The organism is Sphingomonas rhamnosi, assembly GCF_036663615.1.
Taxonomy (GTDB): Bacteria; Pseudomonadota; Alphaproteobacteria; order Sphingomonadales; family Sphingomonadaceae; genus Sphingomonas.
The window spans coordinates 85236-110156 of record NZ_JAXOJJ010000002.1; the positions used below are offsets into that span (position 1 = coordinate 85236).

27 protein-coding genes are annotated in these 24921 nt (G+C 67.5%); 22 read left to right on the forward strand and 5 right to left on the reverse strand.

Features of this window, described 5'->3' with window-relative positions; genetic code table 11:
* The first annotated feature begins 48 nt into the window (after nucleotides 1-48).
* Nucleotides 49-966 carry a LysR family transcriptional regulator gene (locus tag U1701_RS05395; protein WP_332781523.1) on the forward strand — a complete coding sequence of 306 codons (918 nt, stop codon included), beginning with the start codon at nucleotides 49-51 and terminating at the stop codon, nucleotides 964-966.
* On the opposite strand, the gene U1701_RS05400 is transcribed toward U1701_RS05395, so the two are convergent.
* From U1701_RS05400 to ligK, 3 genes are read right to left on the reverse strand one after another with little or no spacing between them, the layout of a single operon-like run.
* A complete protein-coding gene (locus tag U1701_RS05400; RefSeq protein WP_332781524.1) occupies nucleotides 873-1823 on the reverse strand; it encodes an amidohydrolase family protein in 951 nt (316 codons plus the stop codon). The genes U1701_RS05395 and U1701_RS05400 overlap by 94 nt on opposite strands.
* The gene (locus tag U1701_RS05405; protein ID WP_332781525.1) at nucleotides 1820-2875 is read right to left on the reverse strand and encodes a 4-oxalomesaconate tautomerase; all 1056 of its coding nucleotides are present in this window, start codon (nucleotides 2873-2875) and stop codon (nucleotides 1820-1822) included. Before U1701_RS05405 ends, U1701_RS05400 begins: the two co-directional genes overlap by 4 nt.
* Nucleotides 2868-3542 carry a 4-carboxy-4-hydroxy-2-oxoadipate aldolase/oxaloacetate decarboxylase gene (gene ligK / locus U1701_RS05410; protein ID WP_332781526.1) on the reverse strand — a complete coding sequence of 225 codons (675 nt, stop codon included), beginning with the start codon at nucleotides 3540-3542 and terminating at the stop codon, nucleotides 2868-2870. The genes U1701_RS05405 and ligK overlap by 8 nt, the downstream gene beginning before the upstream one ends.
* Before the next feature lie 102 nt (nucleotides 3543-3644).
* On the opposite strand from ligK, the gene U1701_RS05415 reads away from it, so the two are divergent.
* From U1701_RS05415 to U1701_RS05450, 8 genes are all read left to right on the forward strand, one after another.
* Nucleotides 3645-4868: a LysR family transcriptional regulator gene (locus U1701_RS05415; protein ID WP_332781527.1), complete on the forward strand. Its 1224-nt coding sequence runs from the start codon at nucleotides 3645-3647 to the stop codon at nucleotides 4866-4868.
* A 122-nt stretch (nucleotides 4869-4990) separates the two neighbouring features.
* A complete protein-coding gene (locus U1701_RS05420; RefSeq protein ID WP_332781528.1) occupies nucleotides 4991-6022 on the forward strand; it encodes an amidohydrolase family protein in 1032 nt (343 codons plus the stop codon).
* A 14-nt stretch (nucleotides 6023-6036) separates the two neighbouring features.
* Nucleotides 6037-7017, forward strand: a complete 981-nt coding sequence (locus tag U1701_RS05425) for a Gfo/Idh/MocA family oxidoreductase (protein WP_332781925.1) — start codon at nucleotides 6037-6039, stop codon at nucleotides 7015-7017.
* Nucleotides 7014-8147, forward strand: coding sequence for a cobalamin-independent methionine synthase II family protein (locus tag U1701_RS05430; RefSeq protein ID WP_332781529.1), 1134 nt, complete (start codon nucleotides 7014-7016; stop codon nucleotides 8145-8147). The genes U1701_RS05425 and U1701_RS05430 overlap by 4 nt, the downstream gene beginning before the upstream one ends.
* Nucleotides 8148-8302: 155 nt before the next feature.
* Complete coding sequence (gene ligA, locus U1701_RS05435; protein ID WP_332781530.1) at nucleotides 8303-8716, forward strand: protocatechuate 4,5-dioxygenase subunit alpha; 414 nt, start codon at nucleotides 8303-8305, stop codon at nucleotides 8714-8716.
* A 1-nt stretch (nucleotide 8717) separates the two neighbouring features.
* Nucleotides 8718-9557: a class III extradiol dioxygenase subunit beta gene (locus U1701_RS05440; protein ID WP_332781531.1), complete on the forward strand. Its 840-nt coding sequence runs from the start codon at nucleotides 8718-8720 to the stop codon at nucleotides 9555-9557.
* Between the two features lie 22 nt (nucleotides 9558-9579).
* On the forward strand, nucleotides 9580-9987 hold the full coding sequence (locus U1701_RS05445; RefSeq protein ID WP_332781532.1) for a nuclear transport factor 2 family protein: 408 nt from the start codon (nucleotides 9580-9582) through the stop codon (nucleotides 9985-9987).
* Nucleotides 9988-10022: 35 nt separating this feature from the next.
* The gene (locus U1701_RS05450) at nucleotides 10023-10772 is read left to right on the forward strand and encodes an IclR family transcriptional regulator (protein WP_332781533.1); all 750 of its coding nucleotides are present in this window, start codon (nucleotides 10023-10025) and stop codon (nucleotides 10770-10772) included.
* A gap of 50 nt (nucleotides 10773-10822) precedes the next feature.
* Here U1701_RS05450 and desA read toward each other — a convergent pair whose 3' ends face one another.
* Both desA and U1701_RS05460 read right to left on the reverse strand, forming a co-directional pair.
* Nucleotides 10823-12220, reverse strand: a complete 1398-nt coding sequence (gene desA / locus U1701_RS05455; RefSeq protein ID WP_332781534.1) for a syringate O-demethylase — start codon at nucleotides 12218-12220, stop codon at nucleotides 10823-10825.
* On the reverse strand, nucleotides 12217-12960 hold the full coding sequence (locus U1701_RS05460; protein ID WP_332781535.1) for an alpha/beta fold hydrolase: 744 nt from the start codon (nucleotides 12958-12960) through the stop codon (nucleotides 12217-12219). Before U1701_RS05460 ends, desA begins: the two co-directional genes overlap by 4 nt.
* A gap of 128 nt (nucleotides 12961-13088) precedes the next feature.
* Between U1701_RS05460 and U1701_RS05465 the strand changes: the two genes are divergently transcribed.
* The 13 genes from U1701_RS05465 (at nucleotide 13089) to kdpC (ending at nucleotide 24860) form a co-directional block, all read left to right on the forward strand.
* Nucleotides 13089-13970 carry a methylenetetrahydrofolate reductase gene (locus U1701_RS05465; RefSeq protein WP_332781536.1) on the forward strand — a complete coding sequence of 294 codons (882 nt, stop codon included), beginning with the start codon at nucleotides 13089-13091 and terminating at the stop codon, nucleotides 13968-13970.
* A gap of 28 nt (nucleotides 13971-13998) precedes the next feature.
* Nucleotides 13999-14859: a formyltetrahydrofolate deformylase gene (gene purU / locus U1701_RS05470; protein WP_332781537.1), complete on the forward strand. Its 861-nt coding sequence runs from the start codon at nucleotides 13999-14001 to the stop codon at nucleotides 14857-14859.
* Entirely contained in the window at nucleotides 14856-15722 is an 867-nt protein-coding gene (locus U1701_RS05475; protein ID WP_332781926.1) for a bifunctional 5,10-methylenetetrahydrofolate dehydrogenase/5,10-methenyltetrahydrofolate cyclohydrolase, read from the forward strand. The genes purU and U1701_RS05475 overlap by 4 nt, the downstream gene beginning before the upstream one ends.
* A gap of 444 nt (nucleotides 15723-16166) precedes the next feature.
* Complete coding sequence (locus tag U1701_RS05480) at nucleotides 16167-16394, forward strand: thiamine pyrophosphate-binding protein (protein ID WP_332781927.1); 228 nt, start codon at nucleotides 16167-16169, stop codon at nucleotides 16392-16394.
* The gene (locus tag U1701_RS05485) at nucleotides 16363-16857 is read left to right on the forward strand and encodes a hypothetical protein (RefSeq protein WP_332781538.1); all 495 of its coding nucleotides are present in this window, start codon (nucleotides 16363-16365) and stop codon (nucleotides 16855-16857) included. Before U1701_RS05480 ends, U1701_RS05485 begins: the two co-directional genes overlap by 32 nt.
* A gap of 35 nt (nucleotides 16858-16892) precedes the next feature.
* A complete protein-coding gene (locus U1701_RS05490) occupies nucleotides 16893-17165 on the forward strand; it encodes a hypothetical protein (RefSeq protein WP_332781539.1) in 273 nt (90 codons plus the stop codon).
* A 275-nt stretch (nucleotides 17166-17440) separates the two neighbouring features.
* Entirely contained in the window at nucleotides 17441-18121 is a 681-nt protein-coding gene (locus U1701_RS05495; protein WP_332781540.1) for a hypothetical protein, read from the forward strand.
* 11 nt (nucleotides 18122-18132) lie between these two features.
* Nucleotides 18133-18570, forward strand: coding sequence for a hypothetical protein (locus U1701_RS05500; RefSeq protein WP_332781541.1), 438 nt, complete (start codon nucleotides 18133-18135; stop codon nucleotides 18568-18570).
* 648 nt (nucleotides 18571-19218) lie between these two features.
* Complete coding sequence (locus U1701_RS05505) at nucleotides 19219-20076, forward strand: TorF family putative porin (RefSeq protein ID WP_332781542.1); 858 nt, start codon at nucleotides 19219-19221, stop codon at nucleotides 20074-20076.
* A 113-nt stretch (nucleotides 20077-20189) separates the two neighbouring features.
* Nucleotides 20190-20279 (forward strand): K(+)-transporting ATPase subunit F, encoded by a 90-nt coding sequence (gene kdpF / locus U1701_RS05510; protein ID WP_332781543.1) that lies wholly within the window; start codon nucleotides 20190-20192, stop codon nucleotides 20277-20279.
* 12 nt (nucleotides 20280-20291) lie between these two features.
* Complete coding sequence (gene kdpA, locus U1701_RS05515) at nucleotides 20292-21995, forward strand: potassium-transporting ATPase subunit KdpA (RefSeq protein WP_332781544.1); 1704 nt, start codon at nucleotides 20292-20294, stop codon at nucleotides 21993-21995.
* 14 nt (nucleotides 21996-22009) lie between these two features.
* On the forward strand, nucleotides 22010-24046 hold the full coding sequence (kdpB, locus tag U1701_RS05520) for a potassium-transporting ATPase subunit KdpB (protein ID WP_332781545.1): 2037 nt from the start codon (nucleotides 22010-22012) through the stop codon (nucleotides 24044-24046).
* 229 nt (nucleotides 24047-24275) lie between these two features.
* Nucleotides 24276-24860 carry a potassium-transporting ATPase subunit KdpC gene (gene kdpC, locus U1701_RS05525; RefSeq protein ID WP_332781546.1) on the forward strand — a complete coding sequence of 195 codons (585 nt, stop codon included), beginning with the start codon at nucleotides 24276-24278 and terminating at the stop codon, nucleotides 24858-24860.
* Nucleotides 24861-24921 lie beyond the last annotated feature (61 nt).

Consider the following 24921-nt stretch of genomic DNA (forward strand, 5'->3'; position numbering starts at 1 on the left):
TCAGTCCAATTCTTACTTTTGATGCAAATGAAGAAACAAGATTGATACATGCGGCTCGACCGATTTGATCTGAATCTGCTGGTGGCGCTCGAAGTCCTGCTGACCGAGCGCAGCGTGACGCGTGCCGCCGCGCGGCTGAACGTAACGCAGTCGGCGATGAGCGCGTCGCTCAAGCGGCTGCGCGATGCCTTTCAGGACGATCTCCTGATCCTGCATGGCAAGATGATGGTGCCGACGCCGCACGCCCTCGCGCTGGCGCCTGAGATCGGCGCGGCGATCGCCATGCTGCGCAACCTCATCGCCTCGGGCTCGCGGTTCGACCCGGCCACGTCGGAGCGTCGCTTTCGCATCGCGGCATCGGATTACATCACGACGGTGCTGATCGTGCCGCTGCTGAAGGCACTGGAGACCGTCGCGCCGCGCATCCGCCTCGACATCACCTTGCCCCGCGAAGACACGTCCGACGGGCTGGCGAACGGCGTCTACGACCTGTCAATCACGCCGCCCGAATTCTCCGATGCGCGGCATCCGACGGAATTGCTGTTCGAGGAGCGCCACGTCGTCGTCGGAAGTGCGACGAACCCGTTGTTCCACCGTCCGCTGACGATGGAGGACTTCCTCGCCGCCGGCCATGTCGCCGTCCAGATCGACGGGCGCAACCCGCACATCGAGAACACGCTGCAGGACATCGGCGTCGTCCGCCGCGTCGAAGTGAACGCGCCGTCGTTCATCCAGGTGCCCTGGCTGCTCCCGGGCACGATGCGGATCGCGTTGATGCACGAGCGTCTCGCCCGGCTGATGGCGCCCGGGCTATCGCTTGCGCTCGCCGACCCGCCGTTTCGAATCCCGCAGATGCGCGAGATGATGCAATATCATTCGACCCGCGAACGCGACGAAGGGCTCAGCTGGTTGCGCGCGACGCTGCGCGACATGGCCGCGGACGGCGCCATCAGTTCGGGCCAGTAGAGCCGCATCGGATTGTCGATCAGCAATTTGTGCCGAAGCGCCGCGGTCGGCGCGATCCGCGGGATCATGTCGACCAGCGCGCCGTCGTCGGGGATCGATCCTTGCATGTTCGGATGCGGCCAGTCGGTTCCCCACAGCACGCGGTCCGGATAGTCGGCGACCAGCGGCGCGACCGCATCGGCGAACGCGGTCCATGGCGGCCCGGACGCGTCGAGCCGGTCGGGGCAGGTCACCTTCACGCTGATGTCGGCGCGGCCCTCCATCAGGTCGCGCAGCGCGCGCATGTCGGGACCGGCCGGGCCCTGAGCCACGTCCGGCCGGCCCATATGGTCGATCACGATCGGCACCGGGATCGCCTCCAGGAACGGACGCAGCTCGGCCAGGATATCCGCCTCGAAATAGACGAGGATGTGCCAGCCGAGCGGCGCGATCCGCCGCGCGACGTCGAGCAGGGGGGCCTTGGGCGCATCGTCCACCAGGCGCTTGAGGAAATTGAACCGGACCCCGCGGATGCCGCCGGCGTCGAGCATCGCGAGCGCGGCATCGTCGATCGCCGGATCGACCACCGCGACGCCGCGCGCGCGTCCGTCGGACCGCGCGATCGCATCGATCACCGCGGCATTGTCGGTGCCATGACAGCTCGCCTGGACGATGACGTTTCGCAAGAAGCCGAGCCGGTCGCGCAGCGCGAACAGCTGGTCCGGCCCGGCATCGGCGGGATGATATTTCGCCTTGGGCGAGAAGGGGAAGCGCGCCGCGGGACCGAAGACATGGCAATGCGCATCGATCGCCCCCGGCGGCGGCACGAAGCGCGGCGCCGACGGATCGGGATGCCAGCTGACGATGCCCCCCTTCATGCGAAGACCAGCCCGTCCATCAGCTTGCGCGCGGTGCGCAGCAGCGCCGCGCCGGTGACGGCGCCATCGGCATCGGTCTCGACAACAACGCTCATCTCCCCGGTCGGGTGTTCCACCGACAGCGTCTTTCGCGTGCCTGGCGGCACCACCGCGACCTCGGCGGCGGGCGATCCGGCGATCAGGCAGGCGGTCGCGACGCTGACCGCGCCGAGCACGCCGATCGTGGCATGCGCGCGATGCGGGATGAAGCTGCGCACGGTTATCGCGCCGCCATGCCGGGGGGCCGCGACGAGCATCATCTTGGGCACCGTCGCGTCGCGCACGTCGCCGAGGTTCATCAGCGGGCCAGCCGCCAGCCGGATCGCCTCGATCCGCGTCTTCAGCGCGGTATCGCCGTCCAGTTCGTCGCGCGTCTCATAGCCGCTCGCGCCGACATCGCTCGCCTTCATCACGACGCACGGCATGCCATTGTCGATCAGCGTGACGGGCACGCCCTCGATCACGTCCACCGCCTTGCCGGTCGGCAGCAACGCGCCGCAGGAGGATCCGGCGGTGTCGCGGAATTCCAGCGGGAGCGGCGCGGCGCTGCCCGGTACGCCGTCGATCCGCGCGTCGCCGTCATAGGTCGGAACGCCGCCCGGGGTCTGCACCGTGGCGACCGCGATCTGCCCGGTATTCTCCATGAAGATCGCGACCCGCGTCGTCCCGTCGGTCGCCGCCACCAGCCCGCGCTCGATCGCGAACGGGCCGATCCCGGCGAGGATGTTGCCGCAATTCTGCGCGTCGGACACGAGCGCCTGATCGACGAACACCTGCAGGAACAGGTAATCGATGTCGACGCCCGGCCGCTCCGATCGCGCCACGACCGCGACCTTGCTGGTCAGCGGATCGGCACCGCCCATGCCGTCGATCTGGCGCGGATCGGGCGAGCCCATGATCCTGAGCAGGACCGCGTCGCGCGCCGCCGGATCGGCCGGCAGATCCTCGCGCACGAAATAGCCGCCCTTGGACGTGCCGCCGCGCATCCACATGCAACGGATACCCTCAGACATAGGTCAGCCCGAGCGCGGCGAGCTTGCCGCGCATGTCGTAGATGTCGAGGCCGAGCTCGCCCGCCGCGAGGCGCTGGCGCTTGCTCTCCTCCAGCACTTCGCGAGCACGCGACTTTTCGGCGACCGCGACGGCCTGCGCGCGCGGTACGATGCACACGCCGTCATCGTCCGCGACGATCACGTCGCCGGCCTGCACCGTCGCACCGGCGCAGACGACGGGCACGTTGACCGATCCCAGCGTCGCCTTGATCGTGCCCTGCGCATGCACCGCGCGCGACCAGACGGGAAAGCCCATCTGCGTCAGATCGCGCACGTCGCGCACCCCGGCATCGATCACGAGGCCGCGACAGCCGCGCGCCATCGCGGAGGTCGCCAGCAGGTCGCCGAAATAGCCGTCGGTGGACAGCGATATGGGCGCGAGGACCAGGATGTCGCCCTCACGGAGCTGTTCTATCGCGACGTGCACCATCCAGTTGTCGCCCGGCGGCGCGGAGATCGTGACCGCGGATCCCGCGATCCGCGCCCCGGCATAGATCGGCCGCAGATGCGGCGCCATCAGCCCGGTGCGGCCCTGCGCCTCGTGGACCGTCGCCACGCCGGCGCGTGCGAGCGCGTCGATCGCCGCCTGCGGCGCCCGTTCGATAGTCCGCACCACGATCCCGCCCATGCCTGCTCCTTGCGCCGTCGTCGGTGCGGCATGACGCGCGGATCGTGCCGCGGGCCAATTCGGAATTGCCTGCCCACGATAAGATACTGTTATATCCGGCGCATGACGGTCGCGCTCGAGCATCTCAATCTGCGCCATCTGCGCGCCGTCGTCGCGGTCGGCGCGCGGGGCACGGTGACGGCGGCGGCGAACGATGTGGCGCTGTCGCAGCCGGCGCTGACGCAGGGACTGGCGAAGCTCGAAACGGCGCTCGGGCAGCCGCTGTTCGATCGCCACGCCGACGGGATGCGCGCCACCGACGCGGGCGCCATCGTGATCGCGCGCACCACCGCCGCGGCACGCTTGCTGGCCGATGCGACCCGTGCGATCCGCGGGCGCGGTGCGGCGCACGGCTTTGCGCGCGCCGACCTGTTGTTGACGATGACGCAGTTGCGCGCGCTCGCCGCGCTGGCGCGCGAGGGCAGCTATGTCGCGGCGGCGCGCGCCACCGGGGTGACGCAGCCGGCGGTGCACCGCGCAATCCGCGATATCGAGCGATTGTGCGGCGTGGCGCTGGTCGAACGACGCGGGCGCGGCGTGATGCTGACCGCGGCGGGCGTGCGGCTCGGTCGCGCGGTGCGGCTCGCGCTGGTCGAGATCGGCGCGGCGCTCGACGAAGTGGCGGCGCTGTCTGGGCTGGATCACGGACGTATCGCGATCGGGGCGATGCCGCTGGCGCGCGCCTGGCTGTTGCCAACCACCATCGCGCACTTCCACCGCGACGAGCCGCACATGGTGTTCGACGTCGCCGAGGGCGCCTATTCGGAACTGGTCGAGCCGTTGCGGGATGGCGAGTTCGACCTGCTGCTCGGCGCGCTGCGCGAGTCGCCCCCCGGGCCCGACCTGATCCAGCAGCCCTTGTTCGTCGATCGGCTCGCGGTCGTGGCGCGGGCGGCGCACCCCGTAATGCGCGACGGCCTGCGACCCGATCTGGCGACGCTCGCGACGCAGGCCTGGCTCGCGCCGCGTCGCGGCACGCCGCTGCGGCATTTGTGGGAAGGATTGTTCGCCGAATCCGGCCTGCCGTTGCCGCCGGTGTGGATCGAATGCGGATCGGTGATGATGCTGCGCGCGCTGATGCTGTCCGGCGATTATCTGACCTTGTTGTCGCCCGAACAGGTCGCGCCCGATCTCGACGGCGGCGTGCTGCGGCGGATCGAGCTGGACTCGCCCAGCATGCGGCGCACGATCGGGCTGACGGTGCGTGCCGGCTGGCGGCCGACCGCCGCGCAGGACCGCTTCCTCGCGCGACTGCGCGCCGTGGTCGCGACGCGGACTTCAGCATAATCAATGGCGGGGCGGCGCATCCTATTTGCCGGCGGCAGGCAGCGTGCGCCACGGACGAACCGCAGGCGATACCCGCGCTCTCGAACCGCGCCGGATCGCAACTGCCAAGCGTAGGAGACGGCATGCCCCTGGTGATCGATTGCCACGGCCATTACACCACGGCCCCCGACGCGCATACCGCGTGGCGCAGTGCGCAGCTCGCCGCCTTCGAGGCCGGCGTGGCGGCACCCGACTATCCGGTGATCACCGACGACGAAATCCGCGCCACGATCGAGCAGAACCAGCTTCGCCTGATCCGCGAGCGCGGCGCCGACCTGACGCTCTTCTCGCCCCGCGCCTCGGCGATGGCGCATCATGTCGGCGACGAAGCCGTCAGCATCGGCTGGTCGCGCGCCTGCAACGACCTGATCGCCCGCGTGGTCGCGCTGTACCCCAGCACGTTCGCCGGGGTCTGCATGCTGCCGCAATCGCCCGGTGCCGGGCTCGACGGGTCGATCGCGGAGCTGCACCGCTGCGTGGAGCAGCTCGGCTTCGTCGGCTGCAACCTCAACCCCGATCCCGGCGGCGGTCATTTCCGATCACCGCCGCTCACCGATCGCTTCTGGTCTCCGCTGTACGAGGCGATGGTCGCGCTCGACGTGCCGGCGATGATCCACGTCTCGGGCAGCTGCAATCCGGCGCTGCATGCGACCGGCGCCTATTACATCGCCGCGGACACGATCGCGTTCATGCAATTGCTCGAAGGCGACCTGTTCGCCGACTTCCCGACGCTCAAGTTCATCATCCCGCATGGCGGCGGCGGCGTGCCCTATCATTGGGGGCGCTATCGCGGGCTGGCGGACATGCTGAAGAAGCCGGCGCTGGCGGAGCATCTGATGCACAACGTGTTCTTCGATACCTGCGTCTACCACCAGCCCGGCATCGATCTGCTGGCCAAGGTGATCGACCATCGCAACATCCTGTTCGGCTCGGAGATGGTGGGCGCGGTGCGCGGCATCGATCCCGAAACCGGGCAGTATTTCGACGATACGAAACGCTATGTCGACGCGCTGGACGTGGATCCGGCGGCGCGCTCGGCGATCTTCGAAGGCAATGCCCGCCACGTCTTCCCGCGGCTGGACGCGGTGCTGACCCGGTTGGAGCAGGCTGCATGACCGATCCCAGCCCGGTGCGTATCGCCCTGGTCGGCGCCGGCGCGTTCGGCGAGAAGCATCTCAACGGGCTCCAACGGATCGACGGTGCGACGATCGCCGGCGTGGTCAGCCGGCCGGCCGAGCAGGCCGTTGCGGTCGCCGCAAAATACGGCGCGGCGTGGAGCTGCGCGGATCTGGACGAGGCGCTCGCGCGCGACGATGTCGATGCGGTGATCCTGTGCACGCCGACGCCGCTTCATGCGGAACAGGCGATCGCGTGCATGCGGGCGGGCAAGCATGTGCAGGTCGAGATTCCGCTGGCGGACAGCTGGGCCGATGCGCAGGCCGTGCTTGCGGCTCAGCGTGAGACCGGGCGGATCTGCATGGTCGGGCACACCCGGCGCTTCAATCCCAGCCACCAGTATCTGCACCGCAAGTTCGCCGCCGGTGATGCGCATCTGCAGCAGATGGACGTGCAGACCTATTTCTTCCGCCGCACCAACATCAACGCCAAGGGCGAGCCGCGGTCCTGGACCGATCACCTGCTCTGGCACCACGCGGCGCACACGATCGACCTGTTCGCATACCAGTCCGGGCGGATCGTCGCGGCGCATGCGCTGCAGGGGCCCCCGCACCCCGATCTGGGCATCGCGATGGACATGTCGATCCAGTTGCAGAGCGAAAGCGGCGCGATCTGCACGCTGTCGCTGAGCTTCAACAATGACGGGCCGCTCGGCACCACCTTCCGCTACATCTGCGACACCGGGACGTGGATCGCGCGCTACGACGATCTGGTCACCGGCCGCGAAGAGCCGGTCGATCTGCGCGGCGTCGCCGTGTCGGACAACGGTATCGAACTGCAGGATCGCGAATTCGTCGCGGCCATCCGCGAACGGCGGCACCCCGAGACATCGGTCGAGCGCGTGTTCGACTGCTACCGGGTGCTGGGCGAACTGGACCGTCAGTTGACCGGCGCAGCGCAGGCGTGCGCCACCAAGACGAGGGACCCAGCATGACCATGATCGCGACGAGCCATGTCGGCAGCCTGCCGCGCGGCCCCGAACTGACCCCGCTCCTGCTCGCGCGCGATGCGGGCGAACCCTATGACGCGCAGGCGTTCGATACGATCGTGCAGGCGGCGGTGGATGCCGCGGTCGCGGCGCAGGTCGCCGCCGGGGTCACGATCGTCAGCGACGGCGAACTTGGCAAGGTCGGCTATTCGACTTACATCATCGAACGCCTGTCGGGGTTCGGCGGGCATAGCGACCGCAAGCCCGCGCTCGATCTCGCGCCGCTGCCCGAGCTGCGCAAGAAGCTGGCGGCGATCATGGGCGCGCAGGAATTCACGCGTGCCGATTGCATCGCACCGGTCCGACTGGTCGATCTGCAACCGCTGAACGACGATATCCGCCGCTTCCGGACCGCGCTCGACCGGCACGGCGAGGGTACGCGCGCCTTCCTCAATTCCGCTTCGCCCGGGCTGATCACGGCGTTCCAGGCGAACGCCTTCTACCCGACGCACGAGGCATATCTGGCCGATCTGGTCGACGCGATGCGCCCCGAATATGAAGCGATCGCGGCGGCCGGGTTCGAGCTGCAGCTCGATTGCCCCGATCTCGCAATGTCGCGCCACACCGGCTATCAGGACATGGACGAGCGCCAGTTCCTCCGCACGATCGAGGCCAATGTCGAGGCGCTGAACGCCGCCACCGCCGGCATCCCGGCGGACCGCCTGCGGATGCACATCTGCTGGGGCAATTACGAAGGCCCCCACGACCACGATATTGCGCTCGAGCGGATCATCAATATCGTGCTCAAGGCGCGCCCGGGGACGATCCTGTTCGAGGCGGCGAATCCGCGGCACGAGCATGAATGGACGGTGTGGCGCGACGCCGGGCTTCCCGACGACAAGATCCTGGCGCCGGGGCTGATCGATACCTGTTCCAACTATGTCGAGCATCCCGAGCTGATCGCGCAGCGCGTCGAACGCTTCGCCGGCATCGTCGGCGCGGATCGGGTGGTGGCGAGCACGGATTGCGGCTTCGGCACCTTTGCCGGTTACGGCAAGATCGATCCGGCGGTGACCTGGGCCAAGCTGCGATCGCTCCGCGAAGGCGCGGACATAGCCGCCGCGCGACTGGGTTAGCGCATGCCGACACATGTTCGCGCTTGCGGATCGCAGGCGGCGGGACTAGCATTTCGCGTAAGTGAACGGTTCGCATACTAGAATTCACAAATGGCGCCCATCGGCTCGTTCGAAGTCGCGGTGCTGCGGGCGGATGGCTCTCTGGGAGGATCAGGATGAACAATGTGACGCCCGGCCTGGGCTATGACCCCGACGACCTCGCGGACATCCCCGGCACAACGATCTTCACGACCGCGAGTTCGCGCAAGGCGTATCATCTGCATCGTTTCTGTCATTCGCTCGGCAAGGCGGAGGGGCGCGCGGCGTTCAAGGCGGACGAAGCCGGCTATCTGTCCGGCTATGCGATGACCGAGCAGCAGCGCGAGGCCGTGCTGGCGCGCGATTACAACCGGCTGATCGCACTCGGCAGCAACTTCTACTTCCTGATGAAGCTGGCCAGCACCGACGGCTGGAGCGCGCAGCGCGCGGTCAGCACGATGAGCGGCATGAGCACCGAAGACTATGCGGCGATGATGATCGCCGGCGGCCGCTCGCCCGAGGGCAATCGATCGATCAAGGGGAAGTACTGACATGGCACGCATCACGGCAGGCGTCGCGACCAGCCACGTACCGGCGATCGGCGCCGCGATCGACCTCGGCAAGACGCGCGAGGACTATTGGCAGCCGGTCTTCGCGGGCTACGAGGCGAGCCGCGAGTGGGAGCGCGAGGCCAAGCCCGACGTCGTCATCCTGGTGTTCAACGATCATGCCACCAGCCTGATGCTCGATATCGTCCCGACCTTCGCGATCGGGTGCGCGGACACCTACAAGGCCGCCGACGAGGGCTGGGGGCCGCGGGCCGTGCCGGTCGTGCAGGGGCATCCCGAGCTGGCTGCGCACATCGCGCAGAGCCTGATCATCGACGAGTTCGACATGACGATCCTCAACGAGATGGACGTCGATCACGGCATGACCGTGCCGCTGTCGCTGCTGTTCGGCGAGGTCGATGCCTGGCCGGTGCGGGTTGTGCCGGTCGTGGTCAACGTCACGCAGTTTCCGCCGCCCTCGGGCGATCGCTGCTGGCGGCTCGGCGAGGCGATCGCGCGCGCGGTGGCCAGCTTCCCCGAAGATCTGAACGTCCAGGTCTGGGGCACCGGGGGCATGAGCCACCAGCTGCAGGGCGCGCGCGCCGGGCTGATCAACCGCGCGTTCGACAACGCCTTTCTCGACAATCTCGTCGACGATCCGCAGGCGCTCCGCCGGATCACGCATTATGATTATCTGCGCGAGGCGGGATCGGAGGGGATCGAGCTGATCATGTGGCTGGTCATGCGCGGTGCGCTCGGCCCCGACGTGGTGCAGCGGCACCGTTTCTATCACGTGCCGGCATCGAACACCGCGGTCGGGCATATGGTGCTGGAGGCGGCGTGACCGCGGTGCTGGACGACGCCGCGTGACCGCGGCACTGGACGACGCGCGGCGCCGGGCGATCGAGCAGGACTGCGCGCGCCTCGTCCATCTCTACGCGAATCTGAACGATGCGGCCGACTGGGCCGGCGTCGCGGCGCTGTACGACGAGCACGGCATGATGACGCGGCCGACCGCGCCCGATGCGCCGATCACCGGACGCGCCGCGATCCTCGCCGCCTTCGAGGCGCGGCCGCCGCGCGTCACGCGGCACATCTGCGCCAATGTCGTGATCGACGTCGACAGCGCGGACACCGCGCGCGGGGAGAGCGCGATGCTGCTGTTCACCGGGGCCGCGCTGCCGATCGTCGGGTCGTTCCACGATCGCTTCGTCCGGACCGACGCGGGTTGGCGCTTCGCCGAGCGGCGGGGATCCCTGCTGTTCCAGCCATGATCTGGTCGGGGCGCCGCGCCGCGGTATAAGCGGGCATGGCAGACACATCCGCACCGGCGACGGTCAAGTCGGCGATCCGCACGCTCGACATCATCGAATATATCGTCGCCCGGTCGCGACCGATGATGGCGCAGGAAATCGCCACCGCGCTGGCGATCCCGGTCAGCAGCTTGTCCTACCTGCTCGTCACGCTGACCGAGCGTGGCTATCTGACGCGTGAGGGGCGGCGGTACAGTGCGGGGCCGGGGCTGGAACGGCTGCAGGCGCACGCGCCCGCCTTCACGTTGACCGAGACGGTGGCGCCGCTCGTCCGCACGTTGCGCGTCCACCTGAACGAGACCTCATCCTTCTTCGTCCGCCGCGGCTGGCAGGTGGAGGCGCTGGCGACCGAGCCGAGCGAGCATGCGTTGCGCTATGCGGTGCAGACGGGGGCCACCGCGCCGCTGCACGGCTTCTCGGCGGGAAAGGTGCTGCTGGCGGCGTTGTCCGACGCGGATCTCGATCGCTATTTCGCTGAGACCGACCGCCAGGCCTTCACCGACACGACGATCGTGTCGGAAGCCGCGTTGCGCGCCGACATCGCGCAGATCCGCGAAAGCGGCATCGCGCGGACCCGCGAAGAGCATACGCCGGGCATTTACGGGCTGGGCCGGGTCGCGCGGATCGACGGGGCGGTGGTCGGCGCGTTCAGCGTGGCGATCCCCACGGTACGGTTCGACACCGATATCGAACGCCGCGCGACCGCGCTGTTGATCAAGACCGCCGACCTGCTGGCGTCTGGATAGCGCGGGGCGGGGTAGGGCGGGGGACGCACGCTGCGCCCCCGTCATCGTCTTCAGGCCGGCTGGCGGGTCCGCCAGCTGTCGGCATAGCTGTCGCGTGCGACTTCCGAATAGGGCACCGAGGCCACCGTCGTGTGGATCTCGGTCTGCACGTGCCGCTCGACGGTCGGCTTGCGCGTACCGCCATCGGGCTCGCCCCACAGCAACGTCACCTTGGTGCCGGGTTCGGCATGCTCCGCATCGAGCATCGCCAGCGTCAGCATCTTGCCCTCGTTGGCGCTGTAGCCGATCCAGGTCGACACGCCGACGATCTCGCCGTCGACCAGCACTGAGTCATACGGGTGCATCGAATAGACCGCGGACGGGAACTCCATGTATTTGGCGCGGTCGCCCTTCTGCAGCGCCGAACTGATCACGCGCAGCGCATCCTCGCTGTCGAGCGCCAGCGTCACCTTCTTGCGGTGCGGCTGGCCGGCCATCTTTTCCAGCGCCTCGCGACCGATGAAGTCGTGGTCGAACTTGACGAATGGACCGTATCCGAGATCCCACGGCGTCAGATAATAGCCCTCGACGCTGTCGGGAACGAAGCTGCCGCCGATCGACGCCTTGGCTTCGTAGGAATTCGCCCCCAGCCATTCGCGATAGGGCTTCAGCGCGTCGCCGGTGTAGATTGCCGGCAGCGGGGAGGGGATCCAGCCCGATTCCAGCGTGTTCGACGAATAGGTCCGGCCACCGACCAGCGCCATCCCGAAATCCTTGCCCGCCGCGATCAGCGCCTGACGGACCGTCTCGCCCTCCGCCCAGGGACCGAACAGCTCATAGCCCGGCTGGCCGGCCATCCCGTGACGCAGCGCGCGGACCGTGCAGCCCGCGATCTCGATCTTCGCCATGTGGAAGAATTTCAGGTCGGGCGGGGTCTGGCCCATCGCCTTTTCCAGCGTCTGCATGGCGTTGGGGCCCTGCAGCTGGAAACGGTAGGATTTGCGGTTTTCCGGATCGGGGCGGACCGCGGTGCGCTCGTCGCGCTCGGCCTTGACGTCCCATTTGCCGGTCTGGGCATGGTATTCGACCCATTCGATCACCGGTGCGCGACCGACCAGGTTGAACCGGTTCTCCTCGAGATAGAACAGGATCACGTCGCCGATGACATAGCCGTCGGGCGTGACGGGCACGAACTGCTTGGCGCGGTCCGGCACGAAGCCCTTGAAGCTGTTGACGCCGAGATGGTTGAGCATCGCCATCGCGTCGGGGCCGGACACTTCCAGGTCGACCATGTGATAGGACTGGTTGAACAGCACGCACGTCTTGGCCCAGGCCATCTGTTCGCTGCGCCAGTTCGAATATTCGGCGGGCACGCCGGGATAGGCGTTGGGGCCGGTCTGCTGGTTGCGCAACAGCTCGACGATGTCGCCGCTGTCGGCGAGCAGGCTCTCCAGGCTTTGGTCGGTCACGGACACGTTCCTCTCTTGATATGGACGTCGTTGGATATGGGCAGGGCGAGCCACTCCGCGACCGCGGCATCGAAGGCCTCGGGCGCCTCGGCGGGCAACATATGGCCGGCACCCGGGATCATGCGCAGGCGCGCGCCGGGAATTGCGGCGGCGATCTCGGCATGCTGGGGGGGCGGGCTCCACGCGTCCTCGCCACCGACCAGGACGAGCGTCGGGCAGCGGAGCGACGGCAGCAGGGATTCCACTTCGGGCCGACCGAGCAGCGCGGCGATCTGCGCGGCGAACGTGTCGACGCCCGCCTGGACGCACATCCGGTGCAGCGGTTCGACCAACGCCGCATCGCCGATGCGCTCGGGGGCGACCATGCCGGGCAGCCACCGATCGACCAGCGCCGCGGCGCCCTGGCGGCGACCGATCTCGAGCAGCGCGTGACGCCGCGCCGCCTCGCCGTCGCGCGGTTCGTGCACGCCGGTGCTAACCAGCGCCAGTCGCTCGATCCGGTCCGGCGCCAGGCGGATCATCTCCAGCGCGACGCGCGCGCCCATCGAATGGCCGAGCAGCGATATCCGCGGCGGGGCGGCGGCCAGCGCGATTTGCGCCATCCGCACGAGATCGTCGACCGGTCCGAACCCGTCGATCACCTGCGCATCCGGGAAGGACGCCCTCTGCGCGGCGAACATGCGCGCATCGCACAACAGGCCGGGGAGCAACATCAAGGGTGCCGCCGAAGCGCCGTGCATCGTCATCCTGTCCATCGGGCTTGTGAATTATTCTTGTATACGAAATATGTATCATCCATTATCCGGCTGGCAAGCAAAACATTGCGGTCGCCCGCTAGAAGGCGGCTGACGGACCTGGGGAGAGGATCATGCACATCACCGCGGCGCTGCACCCCGCCTGGGAACGATCGGCCCCCGACGTGATCACCGACGGCTATTCGCTCGAGATGACGGCGAAGGACGTCGCCGCCCTGCGCGCCGCGGCACCACGCATCACGCCCGACACGCCGATCGCAATCACCTTCCTGCCCGGCGAGACGATGGCCGCGCGGATCGAGGCGGCGGTGCTGGTCCGGTCGCTCGGGTTCGAGCCGATGCCGCATCTGTCGGCGCGCCGGATCACGTCGCACGCGGAACTGGAGACGATCGTCCAGCGCACCACCGCCGAGGCGGGCGCCAGGCGGATGTTCCTCGTCGCGGGCGATCCGCCGGTCCCCGCCGGTCCGTTCGCGGATACGCTGTCGCTGCTGCGGACCGGCCTGTTCGAGCGCCACGGGATCAGGGTGATCGGTATCGCCGGGCATCCCGATGGCCATCCGGCGATGAGTGGCGAGCAATTGTGGAGCACGCTGGAGCAGAAATGCGCCGACATCGCCGTGCGCGGCATGGCGCCGCTGATCGTCACGCAGTTCGGCTTCGATGCCGACCCGTTCCTTGCCTGGCTCCGCGAGTTGCGCCGCCGCGGCATCGACGCGCCGGTGCGGATCGGCGTACCGGGTCCCGCCGGCATCAAGACGCTGCTACGGTTCGCCGCGCATTGCGGCGTCGGCGCATCGGCGAGCGTCATGGCGAAATATGGCATCTCGCTCTCGCGCCTGCTCGGCACCGCGGGGCCGGACATGCTGGTCGACGCGTTCGCGCGCGGCATCGGCGCCGAGCAGGGACCCGTGCGGCTGCATTTCTACCCGTTCGGCGGGCTGGAGCGCACCGTCGACTGGATCGGCGGATACACCGCCGCCCATGCCCGGTGACGGGCACGCACATTCCCAGGAGGATGGTTTGACGGATATCTGTACACTGACCTTGTCGTGCGACGACCGGCCGGGGCTGGTCGCGACCGTGGCGACGTTCCTGGCGACGCGCGGCGGCAACATCCTCGACGCGCAGCAATTCGACGATCAGCAGACCCGGCGCTTCTTCATGCGCGTCGTGTTCGCGCTTACCGATCCGGCCTGGACGATCGACCGGGTCCGGGACGCGTTCGCCGCGACCGGCGCGCAGCACGCGATGGACTGGCGGCTGCGCAGCGCCAAGGACCGGCAACGCGTCCTACTGCTGGTCTCCAAATTCGACCATTGCCTGGGCGACCTGCTGTACCGGCGGCGGATCGGCGAGTTGCAGATGGACGTGGTCGGCATCGTCTCCAACCATCCGCAGATCGCGCTGCAGACGACGATGATCGGTGACACGCCCTATCACCACCTGCCGGTGACGCGCGACACCAAGCCCGAGCAGGAGGCGCGGATCAAGCGGATCGTCACCGACACCGGCGCCGACCTGATCGTGCTGGCGCGCTACATGCAGATCCTGTCGGACGATCTGGCGGGCTTCCTGGCGGGCCGCTGCATCAACATCCACCATAGCTTCCTGCCCGGCTTCAAGGGCGCCAAACCCTATCACCAGGCGCATGAGCGCGGCGTCAAGATGATCGGCGCGACCGCGCATTACGTCACCGCCGACCTCGATGAGGGCCCGATCATCACGCAGGACGTCGAGCCGATCAGCCATGCCGACACCGCCGAGGATCTGGTCCGCAAGGGGCGCGACATCGAGCGGCGCGTGCTGGCGGCGGCGGTCAGCCATCACCTCGACGACCGCGTGCTGCTCAACGGGTCGCGCACCATCGTCTTCCGGAACTGACGGTGCTGCGCATCGACGGCAAGGTGCTTGCCGGCACGGTCTCGGCCGAGACCGCCGCACGCGTCGCGGTGCTTGGCGACCGTCACGGCGTGGTCCCGGGGCTCGCCGTGGTGATCGTCGGCGAGGATCCGGCTAGCCGGGTCTATGTTGCCCGCAAGGTCGCCGAGACGGTCCGGGTCGGGATCCGATCTATCGAGCACCGGCTGGACGCGGCAACCGGGCAAGCCGATCTGCTGGCGTTGATCGCGGCGCTGAACGCGGATCCGGCAGTGCACGGGATACTCGTCCAGCTGCCGCTGCCGCCACAGATCGACGCTGCGCGGGTGCTCGATGCGATCGATCCGGACAAGGACGTGGACGGGCTCCATCCCGTCAATGTTGGCCGGCTGTCGACCGGTACCGGCGGACTGGTGCCGTGTACGCCACTGGGCTGCATGAAATTGCTCGACACGGTGATCGACGACTATCGCGGATTGGCGGCGGTGGTGATCGGCAAGTCGAACATCGTCGGCGGGCCGATCGCGATGCTGTTACTCGAACGCGAATGCACGGTCACGGTGACGCATATCGCGACGCGTGGACTGCCGTATATCATGTGCGGGGCCGACATCGTGGTGGCCGCCGCGGGCAGCCCACGACTGGTGCGCGGCGACTGGGTGCGGCGCGGCGCAGTGGTGATCGACGTCGGGATCACCCGTATCAGCGACGCGGCCGGTCGCCAGCAGCTGGTCGGTGACGTCGCGTTCGACGAGATCGCCCATGCCCGCGCCGCGACGCCGGTGCCTGGCGGGGTCGGGCCAATGACGATAGCGTGCCTGCTGGCCAACACGGTTCAGGCTGCCGAACGCGCCGCCTGCCGCTGAGCAGGCCGTGATCCGCGTTTCGACGTGTGCGAAACGCCGATACTGGGCGTCGCAGTGAGTAGTAGAAGAGTGCTTTCCGGTGCGAACTTCGGTGCGCCACAAGTAACCTGGTCTACTATATCTTATCTTGCCAACCTCCAGATCGCCGCTCGGAAAATCATGTAAGCGAACAATTCGTATATTGGAACTCGGAGAGGATGTTCGACTTTATCGGATCAGCGATGGCGAACCAGCGATCGACGCGATGACCGCGCGTGCGGTTCACGTCGCGCCGATCGCGACCCTCGATGGTTCGACGGTGCGCAGCGTCGTGATGTGGCAACTTGCTCAGTTCCGCATGACGACGATCTTCATTAATCCCGGATCGACCGAACTGCCCATGTTCCGCGACCTGCGGACGAGTTGCGCTACATATTGGGTCTTCAAGGGTCAGTCGTGCTGGGCATGGCCGACGGGTACGCGCACGCCAGCGGGCGTGCGGCGCTGGTCAACCTGCACAGTTCGGCCGGGGTTGGGCACGCGATGGGCCACCTGTTCACCGCATACAGCAACAATACCCCGCTGGTGGTGGTGTCCGCCGGGCAGCAGGCGTTCGATCCTGCCGTACGAACCGTTCCTCTACGCCGAACGGGCCACCAAAATGCCGCGTCCGTTCGTCAAATGGTCGGTTGAACCTGCGCGTGCCGAGGACGTGCCCGCGGCGATCGCGCGGGCCCACCTTCGTGTCGATCCCGATCGACGATTGGGATCGCGCATGTCCGCGATCGTGCCTTCACGCGTGGTGGGTCGCACCGCGCCCGACCCGTCCGCACTGGCTGAGGTCGCTGCAACGATCGCGGCAGCGCGACACGTTGCGATCGTCGCCGGGGCAGGGGTGGCCAATAACGGCGCGCAATCCGTTTCCCAAGGACCATGCGCTGTTCCGCGGTTTCCTGGCAGCGTCGCGCGAGGCGATCGTGCGCGATCTGCCGACGCGGATTGCGTGCTGGTGCTCGGCGCACCGGCCTTCACCTATCATGTCGAAGGCCGTGGGCCGTTCCTGTCCGCCGGTACGATGCTAATCCAGCTTGGTGACGATCCGGCGATCGCGGCGCGTGTCCCGGAAGGGCTGGCGATTATCGGCGATGCGCGCTAGCGCTTGAAGCGCTGGTTGGGGAGGTGCCGGCACGGGTGGGGACGCCGATTGGCGGAAGGCCGGCGGCGGTGGCGTCGGCGAGCGGTACGCTGACCGCTGCGTTGCTGATGGCGCGGCTTGCCAAACTCCGTCCGGAACGACTGGTGATCGTCGAAGAAGCGCCCAGCACGTGCGGGGCGATGCACGACCTGTTCCCGCAGGGCTCGAGCTACGTGAAGCGCGAGCGCACCGGAGTGGTGACCGCAGGCGCGATCGAGGCGCCGACTCAGCCGGCTTCTGACGAACCACTCCACTCCGCTGGCAAGTAACGGTCTTGATCGGACCGCTCACCTATTCCTCGGGTGTGCTCTTTAGCAATGTGCTCCGGGATTACGACCTTGGCACGCTGGCAGGCACCGGCAATGCAGCCGGACGCGGCAATCCGGCGGGGTGAAGAGTGTGACGCTGCCCAATAAGAGGCTTGTCGTCTCAGTCTCGCCGACGCTCACCCACTCGTGCCGACCGGCTTCACGATCGCGATAGACCCGGCGATTGCGCCGGCGCCGGTAGCGCGGGCCGAGAATTTCCTCAACGGGCAATGGACTTGGCTGACCGTTCGCTGCGCGACGACGATCGCGCCGACCCCGGCTCCCACGCTCTCCCATCCGGAACCGCCGCACCCGCCCTCCGATCCCGAGCCGCCGCAGTTCGTCCTCGCCAAGACCGAAGAGGACGCCGGCAAGGATTTCGACAAGACGGCTTTGCGAGCCTCGGCATTTCGTCCGACCGCCAGGCCGATGAGACGGCGTGGGACATCGACGCTTATCTTGGTTTCGATGCGCCGTTCCTGGGCCTTGGCAGCGAGCTTGAGCTCCAGCCCTTCGCCTCGCTCCAATATCACACTCAGAAGAAGGGCGATGACTTGGCCTTTGGTGGGGCGCCGATGTGGTATCCTGGCAATTCGGGCCACCTCGTGCGCCTCAAGGGCGCCTGGGAAAGCGACATCAATTTTCGTTCGAGCGTGTGGCGCAGCGATCTGGCCTTGACGCCGCCGCTGCTCGACTGGTGCGAGGAACAGAGCGTGCCGGGCAGCCGACCTGGCGCGTGCCAAGCTCCAGCCGAGCAAACCTGCGGACGCCGACTGGGAGGCAGACGCCCTGTGGTCGATCACCTGCACGTCGATGACGGCATCGCCCGGGCCACGGCTCAACTGGCGAAGCTCGTCGCGACCGGCGTGCAGCTCGGTGGCCGTGCGGTGATCAACACCTACCCGCTCGCTGCGTAACCGGTCCCGCGATGAACCAGACGGAAAACATGATGACCATGACCTACAACCTGACGTGGCTGGCCGCCGTTCCTGCGGGATGGCGGCCGACGCTGCAGGATACGGTCGAGCGGCTGCATGCGATCGATCCGACGATCCGGATCAGCCAGGCCAAGGAGAAGTTCGGCAGCCTGCGCATCCATATCGGTAGCGGCAGCGCCGAGGCCCATGCGATCTTCGATGCCGCCCGCGCCAAATCGGAACGCAGTTGCGAGCTCTGCGGTGCCGATGCCCGGCTCATGCGCATGCCCGACGGCTATTACTCGATCCGTTGCGCCTGCCACGCGACTGGTCTTGGGCCAGCTGAAGAGCCGCCGACAGTGACGTTCCGCATCGTGATCGACGGCGGCGGAAAAGACCCTGAGACGGAAGGAGATAACGAGACCTCCGACGACGGAGAGCGGTCGTGATGCGGCAAGGTCACCGCCGCCTAGGCGCGGACAGCGGCGCCGGGCGCAACCGATGGTGCAAGCGTCGAAGCACATCACGCGCACCGCAGCGATGACTGTCCTGTCGACCCGACCAGGCTTGGCGGCCAGCGCCCTCGACCCCGATGGAAACCGTCGTTCGCCTAAGCGTATCGTTGTGTTTGATCGAACAAGCCACGTCTGGATCGGCGGTCCCCGTGTGTACGGTTCAGTGCGCCAAGAGGTCGCAAGCGATCGTCATCTTGGCTGTACCCCAACATACCTGTCAGCATTCGACCCATATTGGCTTGTCGTCCGACGCAGCAGATAGGCAATTCATTTGTCTGCGCTCGGTCACCGCGTACAAACTCGGTTATCTCAGCATTCCGCTCGGGCGTTACGCCAACCCCTGGCAAAAGATCGGGCCGAGCTCGTCGCTGTCAGTTAGCCCGGGCTGAAATACCGGCGGCATCTGCCGTTGCGCGACGCAGGGGGCGATTGCGGTCTTTAATGCGCGAAATACTACGCCAAACATATGCGAAACCCCGAAATCGATCTCGAATTGCTATGCGACCAAGGCCTAATTGGGTGTCCTCGCGGGTTCGCTGATCAAAGACGGTCGGCGAAGATCGCGTGCCTATGGGGACACATATGTACGATCTTCGACTTGTTGCGGCGCTTGGCGTTCTGGCCGCAACCGCGACGCCGGCCTTGGCGCAGGACGCGGCCGATACCGCGCCGCCTTCGCCGATCACGATCAGCGGCTCGGCCACGATTGCCACCGATTATCGCCTGCGCGGCGTGTCGCAGTCCGACAAGGGCGGCGCGATCCAGGGTGGCCTGACGGTCGCGCACCAGAGCGGTGTCTATGTCGGCGCCTGGGGCTCGAACCTGTCGGGCTGGGGCACGTTCGGCGGCTCGAACATGGAGCTCGACCTGATCGGCGGCTACAAGCACAAGCTTGCCGACAACGCGACGCTCGACGTCGGGCTGACCTGGTACATGTATCCAAGCGGCGCGTCGAAGACCGACTATGCGGAAGGGTACGCGAAGCTCAGCGGCACCACGGGGCCGGCGACGCTGACCGCCAGCGTGTTCTACGCGCCGCCGCAGCAGGCGCTGGGCAAATGGTATCGTACCGGCGCCGATGCCGCCGCCGGCGTCTATACCGATGCGGGCGACAAGGAGGACAATCTCTACCTCACCGGTGACGGCGCGGTCGCGGTTGCCGGCACGCCGCTGACCGCCAAGGCGCATATCGGGCATAGCTGGGGCAATGACGGCCTCGGCCCCAACGCGACCAGCGCGGCACCGACCGGCGAATACTGGGATTGGTCGCTCGGCGCGGACGCCACGTACAAGAACCTGACGCTCAACGTAAGCTATGTCGACACCGACATCACGCGCCGCCGTGCCGCCTACCTCCAGCCGAGCTTCAGCCGCGGCCAGGACGGCAGCGGGTCGATCGCCGACGGCACCATCGTCGCCTCGTTCACCGCCGCCTTCTGAAAAGGATCATCCGATGCAGGATCTACTCTGGATAGCCGTGATGGTCGGGCTGGTGGCGGCGACGCTCGCCTATGTCCGCCTGTGCGACAACGCCTGAAGCCAAGGACGACATCATGAATCTCGACCTCTGGCTCGCCGCGATCGTCGCGCTCGGGCTGCTGATTTATCTCGTGGCGGTGCTCATCCGCCCCGAACGCTTTTAGGAGCGCGTCGTCATGACTATCCAGGGATGGATCCTGATCCTGGGCTTCGTCGGCATCCTGCTGGCGCTGACCAAGCCCGTCGGCCTGTGGCTATTCGCCCTCTACGAAGGCCGGCGTACGCCGCTGCACGTCGTGCTCGGCCCCGTCGAGCGCGGATTCTACAAGCTTGCGGGTATCGACCCGGCCAAGGAGCAGGGCTGGCGCCGTTACGCGCTGCACATGCTGCTGTTCAACGCCATGCTGATGGCGCTGACCTATGCGGTGCTGCGCCTGCAAGGCGTGCTGCCGGGCAATCCGCAGGGGCTGCCGGGGCTGCCCGAGCATCTCGCGTTCAACACCGCGGTCAGCTTCACGACGAACACCAACTGGCAGAGTTATGGTGGCGAATCCACCATGTCGAACCTCAGCCAGATGTTCGGCCTGACGATCCACAATTTCCTGTCGGCCGCGACCGGCATCGCGCTCGCCTTCGCGTTGTTCCGCGGCTTCGCGCGGCGCTCCGCGACCACGATCGGCAATTTCTGGGCGGATGCGACGCGCGTCACGCTGTACCTGCTGCTGCCGATCTGCGTCGTCTACACGCTGTTCCTGATCGCCAGCGGCGTGCCGCAGACGCTCGCGGGCACGGTCGACGTCGCCACGCTCGAAGGCGTCAAGCAGACGCTCGCGCTCGGCCCGGTCGCCAGCCAGGAAGCGGTCAAGATGCTCGGCACCAATGGTGGCGGCTTCTTCAACGCCAACTCGGCGCACCCGTTCGAGAACCCGACCGCGCTCACCAATCTGGTGCAGATGCTGTCGATCTTCGTCATCGGCTTCGGCCTGACCTGGACGTTCGGCAAGGCGGTCGGCAACACCCGGCAGGGCTGGGCGATCCTGTCGGCGATGCTCGTGCTGTTCCTGGCGGGCGTCACTGTCACCTATTGGCAGGAGGCGGCCGGCAACCCGATCGTCCACCAGCTGGGTGTCGCGGGCGGCAACATGGAGGGCAAGGAGGTCCGCTTCGGGATCGCCGCGTCGTCGCTGTTCGCCGTCGTCACCACCGCCGCATCGTGCGGCGCGGTCAACGCGATGCACGACAGCTTCACCGCACTCGGCGGCATGGTCCCGTTGATCAACATGCAGCTCGGCGAGGTCGTGATCGGCGGCGTCGGTGCGGGCATCTACGGCTTCCTGCTGTTCGCCATCCTCGCGGTGTTCGTCGCGGGCCTGATGGTCGGGCGCACGCCGGAATATGTCGGCAAGAAGATCGAATCCCGCGAAGTGAAGCTGGCGGTGCTCGCGATCGCGATCCTGCCGCTGGTCATTCTGGGCTTCACCGCGATCAGTGCCGTGCTGCCCGCGGGGCTGGCCGGGCCGCTCAACAAGGGACCGCATGGCTTCACCGAGATCCTCTACGCCTTCACCAGCGGCGTCGGCAACAATGGCTCGGCCTTTGCCGGTCTCACCGCGGCGACGCCCTATTATGACGGGTTGCTGGGTGTCGCGATGTGGCTGGGGCGGTTCTTCGTGATCGTGCCGATGCTGGCGATCGCCGGGTCGCTCGCCGCCAAAAAGTACACGCCGGAAAGCGCGGGGTCGTTCCCGACGACGGGCGTGCTGTGGGTCGGCCTGCTGATCGGGATCATCGCGATCCTGGGTGGTCTCACCTTCCTGCCGAGCCTCGCGCTCGGCCCCATCGCCGATCATCTCGCGATGATCAGCGGCAAAACCTTCTGACGGGATTGGCCAAAATGGCACGCACCCCTACCAAGTCGCTGTTCACGGCCGAGCTGATCGCACCTGCGATCGGCGACGCCTTCCGCAAACTCGATCCGCGGCAGCTGATCCGCAACCCGGTGATGTTCGTCACCGCCGTCGTCGCCGCGCTGATGACCGTGCTGCTCGTCATCGGGCAGGACGGGCTCAGCACCGGCTTCAAGCTTCAGCTCGTCGTCTGGCTATGGCTGACCGTGCTGTTCGGCACCTTCGCCGAGGCGCTGGCCGAAGGCCGCGGCAAGGCGCAGGCCGCGTCGCTGCGCGATACCAAGGCCGAACTCCGCGCCAAGCTGCTGACCGGGGTCGGCAAGACCTGGGAACTGGTCCCGTCCAGCCGTCTGACGGTCGGCGACATCGTCCTGGTCGAGACCGGCGACCTGATCCCCTCGGACGGCGACGTCGTCGCGGGGGTCGCGTCGGTCAACGAGGCGGCGATCACCGGCGAGAGCGCGCCGGTGATCCGCGAGGCGGGCGGCGATCGCTCGGCGGTGACCGCGGGGACGCGCGTCATCTCCGACGAAATCCGCGTGCGCGTGTCGGTCAATCCGGGCGAGGGGTTCCTCGACCGCATGATCGCACTGGTCGAGGGCGCCGAGCGGCAGAAGACGCCGAACGAGATCGCGCTGACGCTGTTGCTCGTCGGGCTGACGATCATCTTCCTGATCGCGGTCGGCACGATCCCGGGCTTTGCGGCCTATGCCGGCGGCAAGGTGCCGATCCCGATACTCGCCGCGCTGCTGATCACGCTGATCCCGACCACGATCGCGGCGTTGCTGTCGGCGATCGGCATTGCAGGGATGGACCGGCTGGTGCGCTTCAACGTGCTCGCCAAGTCGGGCCGTGCGGTCGAAGCCGCGGGCGACATCGACGTCCTGCTGCTCGACAAGACCGGCACGATCACGATCGGCGACCGCCAGGCGAGCGAATTCCGCAGCGTCGGCGGCGTCAGCCAGCAGGAACTGGCCGAAGCCGCCAGCCTCGCCAGCCTCGCCGACGAAACCCCTGAAGGCCGCTCGATCGTCGTACTGGCGCGCGAGAAGTTCGGCGTCACCACGACGGCGCTGCCGGTCGGCGCCGAGATCATCCCCTTCACCGCGCAGACCCGTATCTCGGGCGTGAAGGTCGATGGCGCGCTGATCCAGAAGGGCGCGGTCGATTCGATCCTCAAGGCGAACCCCGGGGCGGGCCAGACCGCGGCGGCGACCGAACTGCGCCGCATCACCGACGAGATCGCGCGTGCGGGCGGCACGCCGCTCGCAGTCGCACTCAACGGCCGGCTGCTCGGCGCGATCTTCCTGAAGGACGTGGTCAAGGCGGGCATCCGCGAACGCTTCGGCGAGCTGCGCACGATGGGCATCCGCACGGTGATGATCACCGGCGACAACCCGCTCACCGCCGCCGCGATCGCGGCGGAAGCCGGCGTCGACGACTTCCTCGCGCAGGCAACGCCCGAGGACAAGCTGGTGCTGATCCGCAAGGAACAGCAGGGCGGGCGACTGGTCGCGATGTGCGGCGACGGCACCAACGACGCGCCCGCGCTCGCACAGGCAGACGTCGGCGTGGCAATGAACACGGGTACGCAGGCGGCGCGCGAGGCGGGCAACATGGTCGATCTCGACAGCGATCCGACCAAGCTGATCGAGGTCGTGGGTCTGGGCAAGCAGTTGCTGATGACCCGCGGGGCGCTGACGACCTTCTCGGTCGCCAACGACGTCGCCAAGTACTTCGCGATCATCCCGGCGATGTTCGTCGTGCTCTATCCGGGGCTCGGCGTGCTGAACGTGATGCGACTGGGGTCGCCGGAATCGGCGATCCTGTCGGCGATCATCTTCAACGCGGTGATCATCCCGATGCTGGTGCCGCTGGCGCTGAAGGGCGTGGCGTACAAGCCGATGGCCGCAGGGCCGCTGCTCGCGCGCAACCTGGCGGTGTACGGCCTCGGCGGGCTGCTCGCGCCGTTCGTCGGGATCAAGCTCATTGACTTGCTGGTCGGTGGGTTGGGGCTCGCGTGAACCCAAAACCGCTCCGTCATGCCGGACTTGGTCCGGCATCCATGGTGCCGCGAACTCTCAGGCCTTTGAGTTTGCGGCACGATGGACTCCGTCATGCCGGACTTGGTCCGGCATCCATGGTGCCGCGAACTCTCAGGCCTTTGAGTTTGCGGCACGATGGACCCCGGAACAAGTCCGGGGTGACGGGTACGTTGCGACTGCGTTTTTCTAAAAATTCGAGGATTCTTCGATGACATCCGACTTCACCTCCGCCCTTCGCCCGGCGTTCGTCCTCACGATCCTGTTCGCGATCCTGCTCGGGATCGTCTATCCCCTCGCCATGACCGGTATCGGACAGGCGATCTTCCCCTCCCAGGCGAACGGCAGCCTGGTCACGGCCGGCGGCAAGGTCGTCGGCTCGACCGTGGTCGGCCAGGCCTTCACCAGCGACCGCTATTTCCAGACCCGGCCGTCGGCTGCCGGCAAGGGCTATGACGGCCTCGCCTCGTCGGGCTCCAATCTCGGGCCGACCAGCCAGGCGCTGGTCGACCGGATCAAGCCCGACGTCGCCAAACAGCGCGCCGGGGGCAATGCCGGGCCGCTCCCCGCCGACATGGTGACCGCATCGGGCTCGGGCCTCGACCCCGATATCTCGCCCGACACCGCGATGCTGCAGGCGGCGCGCGTCGCACGGGTCCGTGGGCTGCCGGTCGAGCGCGTCCGCGCGCTGGTCACCGCCAACACCGAAACCGCGCTGTTCGGCATCCTCGGCGAGCCGCACGTCAACGTCCTCGCGCTCAACCGCGCGCTCGACGCGAGCGGCACCGCGCGTTGAGCGAGACGGCGGCCAGACCATCTCCCGAGGCCCTTCTGCGACAGGCGTCGCAGGAGGGCCT